The organism is Antarctobacter aquimaris, from assembly GCF_900184945.1.
Lineage (GTDB): Bacteria > Pseudomonadota > Alphaproteobacteria > Rhodobacterales > Rhodobacteraceae > Maliponia > Maliponia aquimaris.
On sequence record NZ_FXYF01000001.1, the window covers coordinates 558795 to 575977 of the forward strand.

Sequence of the window (17183 nt, forward strand, 5' to 3'; positions counted from 1 at the left end):
CGAGGCGGACAGGGCTTTTTCCGCGGCGGGGGGCCTCTCCTGAACCCGCAACGCAGCCAAGGGTCCCCTCGGCCCTGCTGACTCGCGGGTCCACAAGAAAAAGGACAAATCATGCGCTACCAGATCACGGGTAAACACATCGACATCGGCGACGCCCTCCAGGTCCACGTCAAGACCGAGCTGGGCACTGTCCTGGACAAGTACAGCCAGCGTCCCACCGACGCGACCGTGATTTTCTCGAAGTCGGCACACGAGTACGTCTGCGAAACCATCGTCCACCTGTCCAGCGGGTTGAACGCCGCCGCCAAGGGCCATGCGACCGAGATCTACGCAGCTTTCGAAGCCTGCGCCGAAAAGATGGACAAGCAGCTCCGCCGGTACAAGCGGCGGCTGAAAGATCACCACCGCGACCGGAGCGAACCGGTTGAACATTTCGGGGCGGCCTCGTATATCCTCGCGCAAGAAGTGGATTCGGGCGGTGAAGAGCCCGAGAGCCTGCAACCGATCATCGTGGCCGAGATGGAAACCAAGATTCCGTCTCTCTCGGTCGGGGAGGCCGTGATGCAGATGGAGCTGGCCGGTGCGCCCGTACTGGTTTTTCGAAATGAAAAAAAGGATGGCGTGAACGTCGTGTACCGCAGGGAAGATGGCAACATCGGCTGGATCGACCCGTAAGGTTTGGCTGGTCATCCCAATCCCCCCTCCGGACCGTTTCCGACCCGCGCGCCGCAGCGACAGGCAAAAGGCATGAAGTTCGTCGATCTCATCAGGCCCTCGGCTGTGAAAGTCATCACGTCCACCTCCAGCAAGAAGCGCCTGATGCACGACGTCGCCGACCTGGCCGAAGGGGCCTATGGTCTGAACGGTCCGCAGACGCTCGAAGCCTTGATGGAGCGTGAGACGCTGGGGCCCACGGGTGTGGGCCACGGTGTCGCCCTGCCGCATGCGCGCATCAGCGGGCTGGAGCGGGTTGTCGGCGTCTTCATCCTGCTGGAACGCCCGATCGACTTCGACTCGGTCGACCGTCAGCCGGTGGACATCGTCTTCGGCCTCTTCGCACCCGAAGAGGCCGGGGTCGAGCACCTCAAGGCGCTGGCGCTGGTGTCCCGCAGCCTGCGGGATGCCGGGCTGTGCGCCAAGTTGCGGGCCAACCCGGTGCCCTCGACGCTCTACACCCTTCTGACCGCGACCGAGGCCGAAAAGGCCGCCTGAGGCGCTGCGGCCACATCCGGCCGGGGTCAGGAATTCCCCCGTTGGCGCCAGCGCGCCAGCGGGGTATCTGAGGTTCATTGATCACCCCGACAGGACAGGAGGGCCACACATGACCGGATATCGTCGCGCCGCTTCCTTCCTGGATCGTTCGGGCCGCTGATCGCCTGCCCCCCTTTGCGGGGCGTCCTTTCCGCCTGACGATCCGATCTTTCGCGGCCGCTTGTGCGGCTGCTTCTCACGTCACGAGAAAGACGGAGCCATGGGCAATCCTCCCATCGGGGCACGCGCTGAGGTGTGTCCATTCTACTCGGACGCCGCCTGGATCGAAGGGCGCGCGGTCGACCAGTTGAACGAGGTCGCCGCCTGGCCCGGCATGACCGCCATCGCGGCCTTCCCGGACCTGCACCCCGGCCGTCACGGCCCGGTGGGCGCGGCCTTCCTGGCCGACCGGATCTATCCGCAACTGATCGGGCCGGATATCGGCTGCGGCATGGCGCTGTTCCGGCTCGACCTGCCGCGGCGCAGGCTGAAGCTGGACAAGGCGGTGCGCCGTCTGGAGGTGCTGCAGGACGGCGCGACGCCGGACGAGGCCGCGATGGCGCTGGCCGGGACTCCGGGCGCACCCCTGGGTCCGCACGGCCTGGGCACGCTGGGCGGCGGCAACCACTTCTGCGAGGTGCAGGCGGTGGCCGGGATCAGCGATCCCGCCCGCGCGGCCGCGCTTGGCCTGGCCCGGGGTGACCTCTGCCTGCTGGTGCACAGCGGATCGCGCGGCCACGGCGCCGGGATCTTCACCGGGATAGAGGCGCGCTGGTCGGTGGGGCTGACCCCGGACAGCGACGCGGCGCAGGACTACCTGGCGCTGCACGCGGCGGCGCAGGCCTGGGCGCGGGTCAACCGGCGGGTGCTGGCGGACCGCGCCGCCGAGGCGCTGCGCTGCGACCTGCGCCTGCTCTGCGACGCGCCGCACAACCACCTGGCGCGGCACGGCGCGGGCTGGCTGCACCGCAAGGGCGCGGCCGCCCCGGACCGCGGGCTGGCGCCGCTGGCGGGGTCGCGCGAGAGCCTCAGCTACCTGCTCACGGTGCCCAAAGGCCCGGCGCAGGCGCTCGGCTCGGTCTCGCACGGGGCGGGCCGCCGCTTTGACCGCGCCGCCATGCACGGCCGCATCCCAAGGGTGAAATCGACGCAGGAGGCGATGCGCCAGACCGCGTTCGGCGGCCGCGTGGTCTGCACCGACCGCGACCTGCTGATCGAGGAGGCGGGCAGCGCCTACAAGGACCCCGCGCAGGTTGTCGCGGACCTGGCCAGTTTCGGGCTTGCCGCGCCGATCCTGGCGCTGGAGCCGCTGATCACCTTCAAGACCTGCGCAAGGGAGGGCCGGACATGATCCCGCATGTGTCGTCCCGCGGCATGGGCCCCGGAAACCGCCGTCCGGCGAAGGTATCATCACGGGCACAGACAGAGGCCGACGCGCGCGCCCTGCCTGAACCGCCCTTCCGGGCTTCTTCTCTGTGAAAATACCTCCGGGGAGTCGCCCCGCAGGGGCGGCGGGGGCAGCGCCCCCCCTTTTCAGGCCCAGTCGCCGAAACCGAACATGACGTAATCGCGCTGGTAGGCCTCGCGGCCCAGCCGCTCGACTTCGTCGTCGTAGATCTCGGCGAGTGAAAACGGCGCGCTGTTGGCCACCGGCTCCGGGTCGGGCGGGTTCGGGTGGCCGACCTGCAAGGCCAGCGCGGGCAGGTAGGCGGCCATCTCCTCTTCGCGGACGATCATGTCGGGCAGGGTGAACTCGGCCATGCCCTGGATGCATTGCGCCTGCGTCGCCCAGTGCCCGTCGACCCGCAGCGCGGTCTGCCCGGCGAGGTTGGCCCGGACCCAGTCCAGCCAGGCGGTAAAGGCGGCGCGGTGCGCGGCCACGTCGTACTCCGGCCCCGGCTCGCCTTCGGGGATGGGCAGGTTGTGCGCGCGGCGCAGCACCTTGCGGATCCCCTGAAAGCTGCCCTTGCCGGTGGTCAGGATCTTTGCGCAAAAGGCGTCATGCGCCCGCGCCAGCGGGTGCCGGATCACGGTAAAGCTGCGGTGGCCGGGGCGGTCGCGCTTCCACGCCCGTAGCGAACCTTGGGTGAAATCGCTCTCCAGCTTGCCCCAACCCACCCCGTCGAGCGCGGCCAGCCAGTCCTTGACCGCGCGTTCCGGGCCGGACCGCACCGGCATGTAGAGCAGCGGCGTGGCCTGGGCGGCGATGTAGGTCGGCACCACCGGGCCGCGGCGCGGCTCGAAATTGGGGGTGCGGGCCAGGTTGAACCGGTCCAGCCGCGCCAGCGCCTGCACCATCTCGGCGTAGTTCTCGACCTTCTCCGAGGCGGGTTCCGGGTTCTGCCGTTTGAGCGCGGTGTTCAGGCTGTCCAGCCGCGCCGAACTACCCAGCCACTGCGCCAGCCCGTTCATCACGGCCACCTCCTGGAGATCCTCGTAGGCGACGTAAAACGCCGTCTGGCCCGAGGTCTGCAAGGCCGCTTGCAGGCGGAGCTGGAAGTCCTGCAACTCGGACAGGTGCGTCTCGAACTCCTCGGCGTCGAAGACCGCCGATCCTTCCTTGCGCTTCTTGACGTTGGTCAGCTTCCACTGGCCGGTGGCCTGGGCGATCTTCCAGCTGATGTAGCTGTCGACCGGGTTGCGGGTCAGCACGATCTTGGCGATCTTTGGGTCGCCCAGCAGCGCGTCCAGCACGCGCGGATCGTGGTCGTGGAAAAAGCGAAAGCCGTGCAACCCGCCGGGCGCGCTTCGGATCCGGTCCAGCAGGCGCTGCGGGTCGCGGTCCCGTTCGGCCTGCGGGATGTCGAGGATCTCGGTGCTGTTGGGGTAGCCGATGAAATGCGGGTTGAACGCCTCGCCGTGGCAGGTGAGCCCGTCAAAGGCGTTCAGGTTCGCCTCGAGAAAGTTCGACCCGGTGCGCATCTCTGCGAAGATCACGAAACAGTCGAATTTCTGGGACATCAGGCGGGCCTATTTCCGGACAAGGTAGGGTCTGCGGGCGCGGCCCTGCGCGCGAGAGGGGGCCGAGTGGACGGGAAAATCGCCCATCAAGTAGGGGTGCATCCCCTGGTTCTTGAGGTTTTGCAGGAATTGGCCAAAGCCCGCCAGCGGCACCAGGCGCGGCGCTTCAGCAAGGCGGCGGTTGCCCTTTTGCCCGATCTCGTCGATCAGGGTCTGGAGCGGCTCCATCGGCGCCTCGATGAAATCGGCCATGGTCCAGACCCGGATGCGCGCCTTGACGTCGGGCTTGCGCAGTTCGTCCAGCATCTTGGCTTCGGCCTTTTGCAGCCGCGCGGCCTGGACCCGGATCTCGGCGAAATCGGCCTGCGACCGGAACAGCGAGACCGCCCATGCGCCGGAAATCACGCTGATCTGGGCATTGGGGTCGCGCGCCATGTGCCACAGGATTTTCGGATTGTCGCGCGGGCCGTACTGAAAGCACTGCCGTTCGCCCCGGGTGTTCCACAGCAGGTTGGTCAGAAAGGCCTTTGGGTTGGCGTCTCGCAGGGCGGCATTGTCCGGCAGAGCCCCGGCACCGATCCGCACGCCGCCGGCGAACTCGGCCCGTTCGGGGGCGTAGAGATGGCCGTGGACCTGCACCCCGGTGGTGCGCGCCAGCCAGCCCTCGAAATCCTCGAACAGCTCGGCGAACCCCTGGAACACCGAGTATTTCCCCGCCGTCACGCCGTTTTCCCAGCCGTGCTGCGGGAAACGGCTTTGCATGTAGAGACCGGGGCGGCCGCGGGTCCGCCGTTCCACCGCGCGGGCAAAGATGCGGTCGATCTTGCCCGGGGTCGGTTCCTGCGGTCGGTGCACGCGCGCCGGATCGCCCAGGAACACCTCGTAGAGGCGGTCGGCGTGCGGCCAGATCTTGCGCGCGACAAAGCAATCCGACCGGCGCAGCAATTGCAGGTGATCGTCGTAGAAGATGTGCGGCTTGCCCTGGAAATCGAACTTGGACAGCGTCAGCGAGCGGCTTTCGATCTGGGTGGAATAGAGCCGGGCGAGGGTCTGGAAATAGCTTTCGTCGGGGATCCAGACGCGGCGAAAGTAGCGGTCTTGCCGGGCGCGGTTGGGGTCTTGCAGGATGGCGGTCAGGGTGCGGCGAGTCAGGCACCACCACTGGCTGCCCATGTGCGGGGTCAGCCCCTCGGGGATGCGGCGGGCATAGCCGACCGCGCGCTGCATCTCGACGAATTTGTCGAACAGGTAGCGCTGGTTGCGCCAGCTGAACGGGAATTGCAGGGTAAAGCGTTCGTGGTCCAGCCCGCCGACCGTCCAGGGCACATCCGCCGTGGTGGCGCTTTCGATGAAATCGGTGCGCGGGCGCTCCGCGAGGTAGGCTTGCAGTTCCTCGACGGGGCGCAACGGCAGGCAGGATCCGGATGTGAGGTAGACGTGCCGGACCTCGGCAAAGCGTTCCAGCATCAGCGTGGCGGCGTCCTGGCTGGCGGCGACCAGCCCCCAGGTGCCCCATTCGCAGCGGTGACGCTTGCTGAACAGCACGTCGGGCAGGTCTGACAGCGCCTCGCGAAAGCGGCGGAGCTGCTCGCTGGGGACCTTGGCGTCAACGTGGATCACCACCGGGCAGCCGCCTCCGGCCCAGTGCCGCGCCACCTGTTCGGCGCGGTCAAAGGCGGTGTGGACCAGCATGATGACCCCGACGCTCATGCCCAGTTCCCCTTGGACATCAGGCCGAGGATTTCCAGCTGGCGCCAATTGATGTAGCGTTCGGACCACTTGCACCACAGGTCCGGGTCGTCCTTCACGCCATCGGCATAGGCGATGTATTCGCGGCTGCCGCCGTAGTGCTGGCCGCGGGTCAGTTCCTCTTCGGCCTTCTGGGTGAAAGTCGACAGGAATTTCGTGTGCAGCAGGATGCCGCTGGCCTTTTCGCCGCCCCAGGCATCGTAGACCTGGTTCAGCCCGCGCGGCAGCAGGTTGTGGGTGGAGGAGACATAGGCATAGCGCCGGTCCCATTTCACCAGCGGGATCTTGTTCAGCGCCGGGGCCAGTTCCGGCCGGTCGGCAAAGAACACGCGGGCGCGCGGGCCGCCCTGGATCCAGAGGTTGCCGAAGGCGGGGTTCTTCTTGATGGCGTAGTTGCCCGCGTCGAACCAGTTGACGATGTCCAGCGGGTCCTGCCCGGGCTGATACGGCTGCGCGTCGATCCGGCCCTTGGGGTACATGTCCAGCAGCATAGCCGAGAACGACTTGATCGAGGAGGCATCCAGCCAGTCGGTCAGCGCGCGCAGCGGGCGGGTGTCGCAGAACGGGTAAAGGAACAGCTCATCGGGATCGACGGTCAGCGCCCAGTGGCCGTGGGCGTGTTGCATCAGCAGCCAGTTCATCCAGTCCATGCCAAAGCGCGCGCGCTTGTAACTGGCGCGGGTGGTCCAGACCGAGACATCCGGCTGCCGCGCGAGGTAGTCGAGCGAGCCATCGGTCGAGTCGTTGTCGACGAAGAAGAAGTGGTTGACCCCCATCTCGCGGTAGTGGCGCAGGAACCAGGGCAGGCGCACGCCCTCGTTGCGCTGGGTCGAGAACAGCAAGAGGTCCGAGGGGCGGATGTCCGACGTTCGGTCGGCGACAGGGCGCAGCTCTCGCCGCTTGCGGAAGGCGCGAATGCGCCAGCGCTTGCGCTGGAGCCTCAGCCGATATGCCTGCCAGATGCCCAAAAAAGTGCCTCTTGTCGCGCGCGCGGCGCTTCTTGCCCATGGCAGCTATCAGGTCATGGTTAAGACCGTCTTGAAATGCGCCTCCCAGGTGGGGGGCGCAAAGCGCGGCGCCTGGTCCGCGCGGGTCCGTCCAGCCCGATGATGCCCTGCCATGCGGTTGATTTCTTGGCGCCAAAGATAACCGTCGCTGACGGGTGCGTAAACGGGAATGTCGCCAAGCACTTCGCGGTAGATCGGCAGGTCGTTGACCAGCACCGGCACGCCCAGCGCGGCGGCCTCGACCGGCGGCAGGCCATAGCCTTCGGCGAGCGAGGGAAACAGCAAGCCGGCAGAGCCTGTCAGCAGGGCGGCGACCTGGCTATCGTCCAGGCCCGCCAGTTCGTGGATGCGCGGCGGGCGGGCGTCGAGCCGGGCAAAGGTGGCGTGGTTTTCCCAGCCCCGGCTGCCGCAGATCAGCAGGTGGGCGTCGGGGATGTCGTCCCAGAGATCCAGCAGGAAACCGTGGTTCTTGCGTGGCTCGATGGTGCCCAGGGTGACGAAATAGGGGTCTGTCCACGGGCCCTTGGGGGCTTCGGTCGGCGTGGTCAGGTCCAGGCCCAGCGGCGCGGCGACGGTCTGCGGCAGGCGCGCGCCTAGGTGGCGGGCCAGATCGCCCTCGGTCTGACGCGAATTGCAGATCAGCAGGTCGGCGCGGGCGGCGCGGGCCAGGAAGCTGCGAAAGCGGTCCACGGTGCCGGGGCGCTGGAACTGCGGATGATCCAGCGGGATGGTGTCGTGGATGAACACCGAGACGCGCGCGCCGACGCCCCGCAGCGCGGCCAGCACCCGTTCGGTCAGGTTGGTGTGGCCGGTGTTGAGGTAGGTCACGCCGCGCGGCAGGTGGCGGCGCAGCATGGCAGGCAGGCGCAAGGGCAGACAGCGCGCGCGGCAGAGGCGGCGCAGGTCGGCCTCGGCCCGGGCGCGCATCGGGTCGATGTCGCGCACGATGCGCGACAGCCGGTCCGCCGGGCCCCAGTCCTGCGCTTGCAGACGGTCGCGCAGGCGGGCGCAGCCCGAAGGGTCCAGCAGGACATAGCCCAGCGAGGTGCGCACCAGCCCCCAGAGCGGGCCGGCCTGCATCAGGTGGGTGAGATAGGCGAATTCGACCCGGTCGACGCCGGTCATGGGGCGACCCGCCCGGCTGATCAGCCGCGACAGGTCCAGCAGGCGGTCACCGCTCATAATGCCCGTTCACGTGCCAGCGCCAGGCGTCGGTGATCATCTGCGGCATGGTCGAGCGGCGCGGCTCCCATCCCAGCTCCTCGCTGGCGCGGGTCGAGCCGGAGACCAGCTTGGTCGCGTCACCGGCGCGGCGGGGGCCGTCGGTGCAGGGCACGGGGCGGTTGGTGACATGGCCCGCCGCCTCGATCACCTCGCGCACGGAAAAGCCGCGCCCGGTGCCCAGGTTGAACACCCGGCTGCCCTTGCCCGCCTCCAGCCACTGCAACCCCAGCACATGCGCCTCGACCAGGTCCATGACATGCACGTAGTCGCGGATGCAGGTGCCGTCGTCGGTGTCGTAGTCGGTGCCGTGGATGGTCAGGCCGGGGCGCTTGCCGTCGATCGCCTCCAGCATGACCGGGATCAGGTGCGTCTCGGGGCGGTGGTGTTCGCCCACCTCGCCCTCGGGGTCGGCACCGGCCACGTTGAAATAGCGAAAGATCACCGATTTCAGGCCATAGGCGGCCTCGAAGTCGCGCAGGATGTTTTCCACCGCGCGTTTCGACGCGCCGTAGGCGTTCAGCGGCAGCTGCGGGGTGGTCTCGTCCAGCACCACGTTGTCATGCTCGCCGTAGGTGGCGCAGGTCGAGGAAAAGACAAAGTCCATGCAGCCCGCCGCCACCGCCGCCTCGATCAGCGTCAGCGAGCCTTCGACGTTGTTGCGCCAGTAGAGGCCGGGCTTGGCCATGGCCTCGCCCACCTGGCTCAGCGCTGCGAAATGCATGACGGCGGAGGGCTGCCAGCGGCCAAAGACCTCGTCCAGCCGCGCGCGGTCCGACAGGGCGCCCTGTTCGAAGGGCCCGAACTTGACCGCGTCCTGCCAGCCGGTCACCAGGTTGTCATAGGTGACGGGCGTATGGCCCGACGCCTTCAGCGCCTTGCAGGCGTGGCTGCCGATGTAGCCCGCGCCCCCGGTGACCAGGACGGTCGCCAAGGCCCTATTCCGCCGACTTGCGCGTCAGCATCAGCGCCTGAAGGTAACCTTCGAGGTCGTCGCGCAGTTCTTCGCGCGCCAGGCCAAAGGCCACGGTCGCCTGGAGGAACCCGGCCTTGGAGCCGCAGTCAAAGCGCTGGCCGCGAAAGCGGTAGCCATAGACGCCGCCGGTGTGGATTTCCTTGGCGATGGCGTCGGTCAGCTGGATCTCTCCGCCGGCGCCGGTTTCCGGGTGTTCGAGGTGCTCGAAGATCTTGGGCGACAGGATGTAGCGGCCGATCACGGCCAGGTTTGACGGCGCCTTGTCGGCGGCCGGCTTTTCCACCATGCCCTGCACCTTGACCAGCTGGCCCATGTCCTCGGACACGTCCAGCACGCCGTAGGCGCTGACCTTGTCGCGCGGCACCTCCATCGCGGCGACCATGCAGCCGCCGGTGTTCTCGTAGGCCTCGACCATCTGTTGCAGGCAGGGCTTTTCGGCGGCGATCACGTCGTCTGGCAGCATGACGGCAAAGGGTTCGTCGTGGCTGACCAGCCGCCGCGCGCACCAGATGGCATGGCCGAGGCCCAGCGCCCTGTGCTGGCGGATATAGGCGATCTCCCCGGAATCCATGTTGGTGGTCTGGAGGATCTCGAGCAGCTTCTTCTTGTCCTTGCGGCGCAGCTCTTCTTCCAGCTGCGGGGCATGGTCGAAATAATCCTCGAGCGCGCCCTTGCCGCGCGAGGTAACAAAGATGAACTCGGTGATCCCGGCGGCGCGCGCCTCGTCGATCGCGTATTGCACCAGTGGCCTGTCCACCAGCGTCATGATTTCCTTGGGCACGGATTTCGTAGCGGGTAGAAAGCGGGTTCCCAGACCCGCCACCGGAAAGATCGCCTTGGTGACCTTCTTCGTCATTTCAGTCTCCGTCTGGTTTCGCCGCGATGCGTTGGCTGCATCTTATCCCGGGGGTGTGCGAAAACCTTGGTAAAGTTGTGTTCCCAATCTGTCGGTTCGGGCCTTTGGCCCGCAGTGGTCCATTATCCGCGCACTTTCTGCAATCGCATCATTTCGCATGCGAGACGAGATGAAAAGGTCCACCAGCGGAATTGCGCCCCCTCCCGAAGGCTTTGACCAAAAAGCCCGCCGGTCTGGAGCCATATTCCGTCGGATGTCAGGCGCACGCGATGGCGGCGCGCCGTGGGTGAAAAGACAAACAGGCTGACGATGGCCCCGTCGCGCACCCGTTGCGCGGCTTCGGCGCGCAGGCGGGCGGCCTGCCAGGGGCGGCCGGCCAGGTGGACGCGCGGGGCGCCGGGACGTCCGGGGTAGGGCAGAAAGGCGGCGGCGGAGGCTGGGAGCGGCGGGGTCAGCCCGAAGGGGCGGGTTGCGCCCTCCGCTCTGCCACGCCGCAGGCCGCGCATCAGGTGCAGCAGGTCGGCCGGGTCCAGCGGCCCGCGTTGCAGGACCCTCAGCAGGCGGGTGCGCTGGGCGGCGACAAAGGCGCGCCAGGCGGCTTTGCGGTCCTCTTCGGGGCAGTGTTTGCGCAGGAAAACCTGCTGCGACGCTGCGATCTGGGTCAGGTCGCGCGGGCTGCGGTCGCGGGCGCGGCGGTCGCTTTCGGCAAACCCGTGGTGCACCTGCGCCAATGGCACGAGCGCGGTCAGGTGCCCGGCCCCGGCCAGCCGCAGGTTCAGGTCGGTCTCATCCAGGTAGAACCGGAACGCGGGGTCAAAGCCGCCCAGTCCCGCCAGCACGTCGCGGCGCAGCGCCATGTTGGTGCCCTCGGTCTTGACGGCCTGGCCCGCGGGCGGCGCGGGGATCACCGGCGCGTCGCCCTCAAGGCCCAGGTCATGCGCGGTGCCGCTGCGGTCCACCGTGCGCGCGCGCCACTGAAAGGAGATGCCGTTGCGGCCGATCACGTAGCCGCCGGCGCAGGCGACGCGCGGGTCGGCAAAGGGCTGGACCAGGTGAGACAGCCACAGCGGTTCGGGCACGGCGTCATCGTCGATGAAGGCGACGACCTCGCCCGCCGCCACGGCGATGCCATGATTGCGGGCGGCCGAGATGTTCGGCTCGTCGAAGCGGACCAGCCGGATCTGCGCCGAATCGGGCCGCGCCGCCACGGCGGCGGACCCGGCGGGGCAGGCGACGACGACCACCTCGAACGGCGCATAGTCCAGCTGTGCGACCCCGGTCAGGCACCGCATCAGCGCCTCCGGGCGGCCCCGGCTGACGATGACGATGCTGACCGGCGGGGTCACGGCGCGATCAGGCCTGTTTGAGGTCCACGCCCGGCGCGTAGGCGATGAAGAAGGGGTTGGCAAAGCCGTGCTTGCCGTAGGTCAGCGGGGTATGGTCGTCAAACCGCACCACGCGCCCGCCCGCGCCCTGCAACACCGCCTGACCGGCGGCGGTGTCCCATTCCATCGTGCGGCCCAGGCGCGGATAGAGGTCGGCCTCGCCGGTGGCGACCAGGCAGAACTTCAGCGAGGACCCCGCGCTGGTCATGTCCTTGACCTCGTACTTGGCGATGTAGTCGTCGGTCGCCTGGTCGCGGTGCGACTTCGACGCCACCACCATCAGCGCGTCATTGTCGGGGGTGCTGACCTTGAGCGGCGTGGTTTCTCCGGGGGTGTCGAGGTCGAAGGGTCCGGTTTCCTCGACCGAGTGGCCGACGCTGTCGGTGTAGAACATGCGCCCCTTGGCCGGGGCATAGACCACGCCGCGCGTCGGCAACCCGTTTTCCACCAGCGCGATGTTCACGGTGAAATCGCCGCGCCGCTGGATGAATTCCTTGGTCCCGTCCAGCGGATCGACGATCAGAAAGGTCATCGCGTCGATGCCGTGGCTGGCGGCCTGTTCCTCGGTCACCAGGGCGACATCGGGAAAGGCCGCGCGCAGGCCTTCGGAAATCAGCGCATCGGCGGCCTCGTCGGCCACCGTCACCGGGCTGTTGTCCGATTTGACCATGACCTCGAACTCGTCGGACTGGTAGATCTCCATGATCTTCTCGCCGGCCTGAAGGGCGAGGCGGCGCAGAACGGGGGTGAGGTCCGAATAGTTCATCACAAGGCTCCTGACCGCGCCACCCGCGCGGATTTATTGATTTGAAACGTCATCTGTCTTATGCTGCCGGAAACAATAAACGGCAAGTGTGCGGCCCGTCACGGGCACGCCTCCGGAGCAGTCTCGATGTTTCAGGTCACCAAACCCCGGTCGCGGCTGGAGTCCTTCGTCTACATCCTCGAACTGATCTACCACAACTCGGTCCGGGCGGTGCGCAAGACGCATGGCAACGCCTTCATGGCGATCTTCATGAACATGCTTCAGACGATCATCTTTGTCCTGGCCTTCTACTTCATGTTCAAGATCCTCGGCATGCGCAGCGCGGCCCTGCGCGGCGACTTCCTGATCTACATCATGACCGGGGTGTTCCTGTTCATGACCCATGCCAAGACGCTGGGCGCCGTGGCCGGGTCCGAAGGGCCGGCCAGCCCGATGATGCAGCACGCGCCGATGAACACCGCCATCGCCATCGCCTCGGCCATGGTGTCGACGCTGTACATCCAGGTGCTGTCGCTGTTCGCGATCCTGTTCGTCTACGACGTGGCCTTCAATCCCTTCGTCATGCTGGAGATCCACGATCCGATCGGCTGCATGGCGATGCTGCTGTTGTCGTGGTTCTCGGGCGCGGCGATCGGGCTGGTGTTCCTGGCGGCGAAACCGTGGTTCCCGACCCCGGTCAGCATCCTGTCGACGGTCTACCAGCGCGCCAACATGATCGCCTCGGGCAAGATGTTCGTGGCCAATGCGCTGCCCTCGTCGATGCTGGTGATGTTCGACTGGAATCCCCTGTTCCACACCATCGACCAGTCGCGTGGGTACGCTTTCGTGGATTACAACCCCCGGAATTCCGACTGGGAATATGCTTTGTATCTGAGTATCGTTCTCGTGATGATTGGTCTCATGGGTGAGTTCTACACCCGCAAACACGCCTCGGCCTCGTGGAGCGCGCGCCGCTGATCCGGACGCTTTCCCCTTCGGTCGCGGCGCGGTCAGAAGGACGAGAGTAATGAATAGATTTGCAGCAATTCTGATCTGCTTCGCCGGGGCGGCCTCGGCGCAGGAGTTCCCCGCCCTGTTCAACGTCAAGGACGTGAACGAAGGCGATGTCCTGAACATGCGGACCCGGCCCACGGACCTGGGCACGGTGATCGGCTCCCTGCCGTTCGACGCCAAGCATGTCGAAGTGGTCGAGGAGAAAAAGGGCTGGGGCCGGGTGAACACCGATGGCCTGTCGGGCTGGGTCTCGCTGGAGTTCTTGGAACGCCAGGAGGGCACCGAACTGCCCGACGGCTACCAGTTCAAATGCTTCGGCACCGAACCGTTCTGGAGCGCGACGGTGATCCAGGGCGATACGCTGACCTTTACCCGCCCCGACGACGACGACAAGGCATTCACCGTGGGCCAGCTGGCCACTGCCAGCAGCCGCGAACATCCGCATGCGCTGCTGGGTTCCAAGCTGGGCGAGAACATCACCCTGGTCGTGACGCAGGAACTGTGCAGCGACGGGATGACCGACTACACCTTCGGCTTCTCCGGGGCGGCGGTGATCGGCGGCTATGACACGCAGGTTTACAGCGGCTGCTGCTCGCTGGCGATGCAGTGAGCGGGGCGATGTTGCGCCTTGCTCTGGCGCTGATCCTGGCCTGTGGCGGCGCTGCCGCCCAGGACGCGTTTCCGCACCTGCACGACGTGACGGGCGTGGCGGCGAACGATGTGCTGAACGTGCGCGCCGGACCGGGGCCTGGCCATCCGGTCATCGGCGAGCTGGCGCATGACGCCCGCGCGGTCGAGGTGGTCCGGGTCGAAGGAGGCTGGGGCCAGGTCAACGTCTACGAACAGGCCGGCTGGGCGTCGATGCGATTCCTCGCGCCGCGCGTGGACGGCGACATCGGCAATGTCGGGCGGCTGGTCTGCGGCGGGACGGAACCGTTCTGGGGCATCGACGCGCGTCCCGGGCAGGTGGCCACGGTCAAGACGCCGATGAACTACGATCCGGGCGAAACCTATTCGGTGGGCCTGCTGCAACGGGTCTACAACCCGCTGCAAAAATGGCTGCTGCAAGGCAGCGACGGCCCGCGCACCCTGTCCATGGTCGTGGCCCGCACCTACTGCGACAACGGCATGTCCGACAACGAATACGGCTTTGACGCAACGCTGATCGTGACGGGACCGGAGGGCTATGTCTTTTCCGGCTGCTGCCGGTTGAGGGACTAGCGCCGCTGCGGTCAGGTCACCACCCGCAGTGTCAGGTTGATCCGCCCGCCGTTGGGCAACAGCGTGGAGGACCCGTAGCGGATGCGGTCCACCCCGTGGTAGGCCAGCCGCGCCGCGCCGCCCATCACCACCACGTCGCCGGATTTCAGCCAGACCGACTCGGTCCTGCCGCCGCGTTCGGGGTTGCCCATGCGGAACAGCCCCTCATCCCCCAGCGAGACCGAAACCACGGGGCAGGAGAAATCCCCCTCGTCCTCGTCGCGGTGCAGGCCCATCCGCGCGCCCTCGCCGTACCAGTTGATCAGGCAGCACTCCGGCAGGCGGGCGCAGCCCGACACCGCGCGCCAGATCGCCAGCACCTCGTCCGGGATCGGCGGCCAGGCCACGCCGCTCGGATGGCGTTCCTCGTAGCGGTAGCCGCGCGCGTCGCTGATCCAGCCGAACCGGCCCGCGGCACTCATCCGCACCGACATCGGCCCGCGCCGCGTCACCGGCGTGACCAGCGGCGCAACCGCCAGCACCGACCGCAGCCGATCGACCAGCGCCTCCTGCGCCGGGCGGTCGAGAAAGCCGGGGTAGATGTCGAACCCCTGTCGCGTGAGGCGCGTCGTCATAAGCGGGTTGTCAACCAATGGGCCTTAGAAGCCAAGCAAGGATCGCGCAAAACGCAGGAATTGCTCACATCACGACGCTTGCAGGCTTCCCACCCCCTCCTTATATGTCCTCCGAACGCCGGGAACGCCTCTCACCGTGCCCGGTTCCAACCATACGGGGCAGGATGCCGCAACGGGTCCACCGCCTCGTGACATCGCCTTGAGAATGAAAGGGATCGAACATGGGTAAAGTGATCGGTATCGACCTCGGAACCACCAACTCTTGCGTCGCCATCATGGACGGCAGCGCGGCACGGGTGATCGAGAACTCCGAAGGTGCACGCACCACCCCCTCCATCGTCGCCTTTACCGACGACGAACGGCTTGTCGGCCAGCCGGCCAAGCGCCAGGCCGTGACCAACCCGGAAAACACCATCTTCGCCGTCAAGCGTCTGATCGGCCGCCGCGTCACCGACGCGGAGGTGACCAAGGACAAGGACATCGTTCCGTACAAGATCGTCGATGGCGGCAACGGCGACGCCTGGGTCGAGATCCGCGGCGAGAAATACTCGCCCTCGCAGATCTCCGCCTTCACGCTGCAAAAGATGAAGGAAACCGCCGAGAGCTATCTTGGCGAAGAGGTCACGCAGGCGGTCATCACCGTTCCGGCCTACTTCAACGACGCCCAGCGTCAGGCCACCAAGGACGCCGGCAAGATCGCCGGTCTCGAAGTGCTGCGCATCATCAACGAGCCGACTGCCGCCGCGCTGGCCTACGGTCTCGACAAGAAAGAGGCCAAGACCATCGCGGTCTACGACCTCGGCGGCGGCACCTTCGATGTCACCATCCTGGAAATCGACGACGGCCTGTTCGAAGTGAAGTCCACCAACGGGGACACCTTCCTCGGCGGTGAAGACTTTGACATGCGGATCGTCAACTACCTGGCGGACGAGTTCAAGAAGGCGCACGGCGTCGACCTGACCAAGGACAAGATGGCGCTTCAGCGCCTGAAGGAAGCCGCCGAAAAGGCCAAGATCGAACTGTCCAGCGCCACCCAGACCGAGATCAACCAGCCGTTCATCTCGATGGGGTCGAACGGCCAGCCGCTGCACATGGTGATGAAGCTGACCCGCGCCAAGCTGGAAAGCCTGGTCGGGGACCTGATCAAGGCCTCGATCAAGCCGTGCCAGGCCGCGCTCAAGGATGCCGGGCTGACCACCTCCGACATCGACGAGGTCGTGCTGGTCGGCGGTCAGACGCGGATGCCGAAGGTCATCGAAGAGGTGACCAAGTTCTTCGGCAAGGAGCCGCACAAGGGTGTGAACCCGGACGAAGTGGTGGCCATGGGCGCCGCCATCCAGGCCGGCGTGCTGCAGGGTGACGTCAAGGACGTGGTCCTGCTGGACGTGACCCCGCTGAGCCTGGGCATCGAGACGCTGGGCGGCGTGTTCACCCGCCTGATCGACCGCAACACCACGATCCCGACCAAGAAGTCGCAGATCTTCTCCACCGCCGAGGACAACCAGTCGGCCGTGACGATCCGCGTCTTCCAGGGCGAACGCGAGATGGCGGCCGACAACAAGATGCTGGGCCAGTTCAACCTGGAACAGATCCCGCCGGCGCCGCGCGGCATGCCGCAGATCGAGGTGACCTTCGACATCGACGCCAACGGCATCGTGTCCGTCGGGGCCAAGGACAAGGGCACCAACAAGGAACAGAAGATCACCATCCAGGCCTCGGGCGGCCTCTCGGACGACGACATCGAGCGCATGGTCAAGGAAGCCGAGGACAACGCCGAGTCCGACAAGAAGCGTCGCGAACTCGTCGAGGCCCGCAACCAGGCCGAAAGCCTCATCCACTCGACCGAGAAGTCGATCGAGGAGCATGGCGAAAAGGTCGATCCCTCGACCGTCGAGGCGATCGAGCTGGCCGTGGCCTCGCTCAAGGACGATCTGGAGAAATCCGACATCTCGGCTGACAAGCTGAAGTCGGGCATCCAGAACGTGACCGAGGCGGCGATGCGGCTGGGCGAGGCGATCTACAAGGCCCAGGCCGACGAAGGTGCGCCCGACATGCGTGACCCGGACGGCGCCCGTGGCGGTGCCGACGACGACAGCATCGTCGACGCGGACTTCGAGGATCTCGACGACAACAAGCGGGCGTAAGGCCATCGCCCTCGGAACCAATCTGGGGCCGGTCCGGAC

The 17183-nt window shown here is 66.8% G+C and carries 16 protein-coding genes; 7 read left to right on the plus strand and 9 right to left on the minus strand.

The window, feature by feature from the left end:
* Positions 1-111 precede the first annotated feature (111 nt).
* From hpf to MAA8898_RS02575, 3 genes are all read left to right on the plus strand, one after another.
* Positions 112-675 carry a ribosome hibernation-promoting factor, HPF/YfiA family gene (gene hpf / locus MAA8898_RS02565; RefSeq protein WP_094019384.1) on the plus strand — a complete coding sequence of 188 codons (564 nt, stop codon included), beginning with the start codon at positions 112-114 and terminating at the stop codon, positions 673-675.
* Between the two features lie 72 nt (positions 676-747).
* The gene (locus MAA8898_RS02570) at positions 748-1212 is read left to right on the plus strand and encodes a PTS sugar transporter subunit IIA (protein WP_094019385.1); all 465 of its coding nucleotides are present in this window, start codon (positions 748-750) and stop codon (positions 1210-1212) included.
* A gap of 259 nt (positions 1213-1471) precedes the next feature.
* Entirely contained in the window at positions 1472-2602 is a 1131-nt protein-coding gene (locus tag MAA8898_RS02575) for an RNA ligase RtcB family protein (protein ID WP_094019386.1), read from the plus strand.
* A 182-nt stretch (positions 2603-2784) separates the two neighbouring features.
* Here the strand turns inward: MAA8898_RS02575 and MAA8898_RS02580 are convergent, their stop codons facing one another.
* The 8 genes from MAA8898_RS02580 to cysQ all read right to left on the minus strand — a co-directional run bounded on the left by MAA8898_RS02580 (position 2785) and on the right by cysQ (position 12172).
* On the minus strand, positions 2785-4212 hold the full coding sequence (locus MAA8898_RS02580) for a sulfotransferase family 2 domain-containing protein (protein ID WP_094019387.1): 1428 nt from the start codon (positions 4210-4212) through the stop codon (positions 2785-2787).
* A 9-nt stretch (positions 4213-4221) separates the two neighbouring features.
* Complete coding sequence (locus MAA8898_RS02585) at positions 4222-5922, minus strand: DUF5927 domain-containing protein (RefSeq protein ID WP_094019388.1); 1701 nt, start codon at positions 5920-5922, stop codon at positions 4222-4224.
* A complete protein-coding gene (locus MAA8898_RS02590; protein ID WP_094019389.1) occupies positions 5919-6929 on the minus strand; it encodes a glycosyltransferase family 2 protein in 1011 nt (336 codons plus the stop codon). The genes MAA8898_RS02585 and MAA8898_RS02590 overlap by 4 nt, the downstream gene beginning before the upstream one ends.
* Positions 6930-6977: 48 nt before the next feature.
* The gene (locus MAA8898_RS02595; RefSeq protein WP_094019390.1) at positions 6978-8150 is read right to left on the minus strand and encodes a glycosyltransferase family 4 protein; all 1173 of its coding nucleotides are present in this window, start codon (positions 8148-8150) and stop codon (positions 6978-6980) included.
* On the minus strand, positions 8140-9123 hold the full coding sequence (galE, locus tag MAA8898_RS02600) for a UDP-glucose 4-epimerase GalE (protein WP_094019391.1): 984 nt from the start codon (positions 9121-9123) through the stop codon (positions 8140-8142). Before galE ends, MAA8898_RS02595 begins: the two co-directional genes overlap by 11 nt.
* 4 nt (positions 9124-9127) lie before the next feature.
* The gene (gene galU, locus MAA8898_RS02605) at positions 9128-10021 is read right to left on the minus strand and encodes a UTP--glucose-1-phosphate uridylyltransferase GalU (protein ID WP_094019392.1); all 894 of its coding nucleotides are present in this window, start codon (positions 10019-10021) and stop codon (positions 9128-9130) included.
* Positions 10022-10143: 122 nt separating this feature from the next.
* Positions 10144-11367: a glycosyltransferase family 2 protein gene (locus tag MAA8898_RS02610; protein ID WP_094019393.1), complete on the minus strand. Its 1224-nt coding sequence runs from the start codon at positions 11365-11367 to the stop codon at positions 10144-10146.
* Positions 11368-11374: 7 nt separating this feature from the next.
* A complete protein-coding gene (gene cysQ, locus MAA8898_RS02615) occupies positions 11375-12172 on the minus strand; it encodes a 3'(2'),5'-bisphosphate nucleotidase CysQ (RefSeq protein WP_094019394.1) in 798 nt (265 codons plus the stop codon).
* Positions 12173-12298: 126 nt separating this feature from the next.
* On the opposite strand from cysQ, the gene MAA8898_RS02620 reads away from it, so the two are divergent.
* The 3 genes from MAA8898_RS02620 to MAA8898_RS02630 are packed head-to-tail and all read left to right on the plus strand — an operon-like array spanning position 12299 to position 14386.
* Complete coding sequence (locus MAA8898_RS02620; RefSeq protein WP_094019395.1) at positions 12299-13129, plus strand: ABC transporter permease; 831 nt, start codon at positions 12299-12301, stop codon at positions 13127-13129.
* Between the two features lie 49 nt (positions 13130-13178).
* A complete protein-coding gene (locus MAA8898_RS02625) occupies positions 13179-13775 on the plus strand; it encodes a COG3650 family protein (protein WP_094019396.1) in 597 nt (198 codons plus the stop codon).
* A gap of 8 nt (positions 13776-13783) precedes the next feature.
* The gene (locus tag MAA8898_RS02630; RefSeq protein WP_094019397.1) at positions 13784-14386 is read left to right on the plus strand and encodes an SH3 domain-containing protein; all 603 of its coding nucleotides are present in this window, start codon (positions 13784-13786) and stop codon (positions 14384-14386) included.
* 11 nt (positions 14387-14397) lie between these two features.
* Here the strand turns inward: MAA8898_RS02630 and MAA8898_RS02635 are convergent, their stop codons facing one another.
* Positions 14398-15000 (minus strand): alpha-ketoglutarate-dependent dioxygenase AlkB family protein, encoded by a 603-nt coding sequence (locus tag MAA8898_RS02635; RefSeq protein WP_094019398.1) that lies wholly within the window; start codon positions 14998-15000, stop codon positions 14398-14400.
* A 221-nt stretch (positions 15001-15221) separates the two neighbouring features.
* On the opposite strand from MAA8898_RS02635, the gene dnaK reads away from it, so the two are divergent.
* Complete coding sequence (dnaK, locus tag MAA8898_RS02640) at positions 15222-17144, plus strand: molecular chaperone DnaK (protein WP_094019399.1); 1923 nt, start codon at positions 15222-15224, stop codon at positions 17142-17144.
* Positions 17145-17183: the final 39 nt, after the last annotated feature.

What these genes read in the sequence shown, in the direction of transcription:
- hpf (WP_094019384.1), top strand. Translation starts at nt 112, where the DNA reads ATGCGCTACCAGATCACGGGTAAACACATCGACATCGGCGACGCCCTC.
- MAA8898_RS02570 (WP_094019385.1), top strand. Translation starts at nt 748, where the DNA reads ATGAAGTTCGTCGATCTCATCAGGCCCTCGGCTGTGAAAGTCATCACG.
- MAA8898_RS02575 (WP_094019386.1), top strand. Translation starts at nt 1,472, where the DNA reads ATGGGCAATCCTCCCATCGGGGCACGCGCTGAGGTGTGTCCATTCTAC.
- MAA8898_RS02580 (WP_094019387.1), bottom strand. Translation starts at nt 4,212, where the DNA reads ATGTCCCAGAAATTCGACTGTTTCGTGATCTTCGCAGAGATGCGCACC.
- MAA8898_RS02585 (WP_094019388.1), bottom strand. Translation starts at nt 5,922, where the DNA reads ATGAGCGTCGGGGTCATCATGCTGGTCCACACCGCCTTTGACCGCGCC.
- MAA8898_RS02595 (WP_094019390.1), bottom strand. Translation starts at nt 8,150, where the DNA reads ATGAGCGGTGACCGCCTGCTGGACCTGTCGCGGCTGATCAGCCGGGCG.
- galU (WP_094019392.1), bottom strand. Translation starts at nt 10,021, where the DNA reads ATGACGAAGAAGGTCACCAAGGCGATCTTTCCGGTGGCGGGTCTGGGA.
- cysQ (WP_094019394.1), bottom strand. Translation starts at nt 12,172, where the DNA reads ATGAACTATTCGGACCTCACCCCCGTTCTGCGCCGCCTCGCCCTTCAG.
- MAA8898_RS02620 (WP_094019395.1), top strand. Translation starts at nt 12,299, where the DNA reads ATGTTTCAGGTCACCAAACCCCGGTCGCGGCTGGAGTCCTTCGTCTAC.
- MAA8898_RS02625 (WP_094019396.1), top strand. Translation starts at nt 13,179, where the DNA reads ATGAATAGATTTGCAGCAATTCTGATCTGCTTCGCCGGGGCGGCCTCG.
- MAA8898_RS02630 (WP_094019397.1), top strand. Translation starts at nt 13,784, where the DNA reads ATGTTGCGCCTTGCTCTGGCGCTGATCCTGGCCTGTGGCGGCGCTGCC.
- MAA8898_RS02635 (WP_094019398.1), bottom strand. Translation starts at nt 15,000, where the DNA reads ATGACGACGCGCCTCACGCGACAGGGGTTCGACATCTACCCCGGCTTT.
- dnaK (WP_094019399.1), top strand. Translation starts at nt 15,222, where the DNA reads ATGGGTAAAGTGATCGGTATCGACCTCGGAACCACCAACTCTTGCGTC.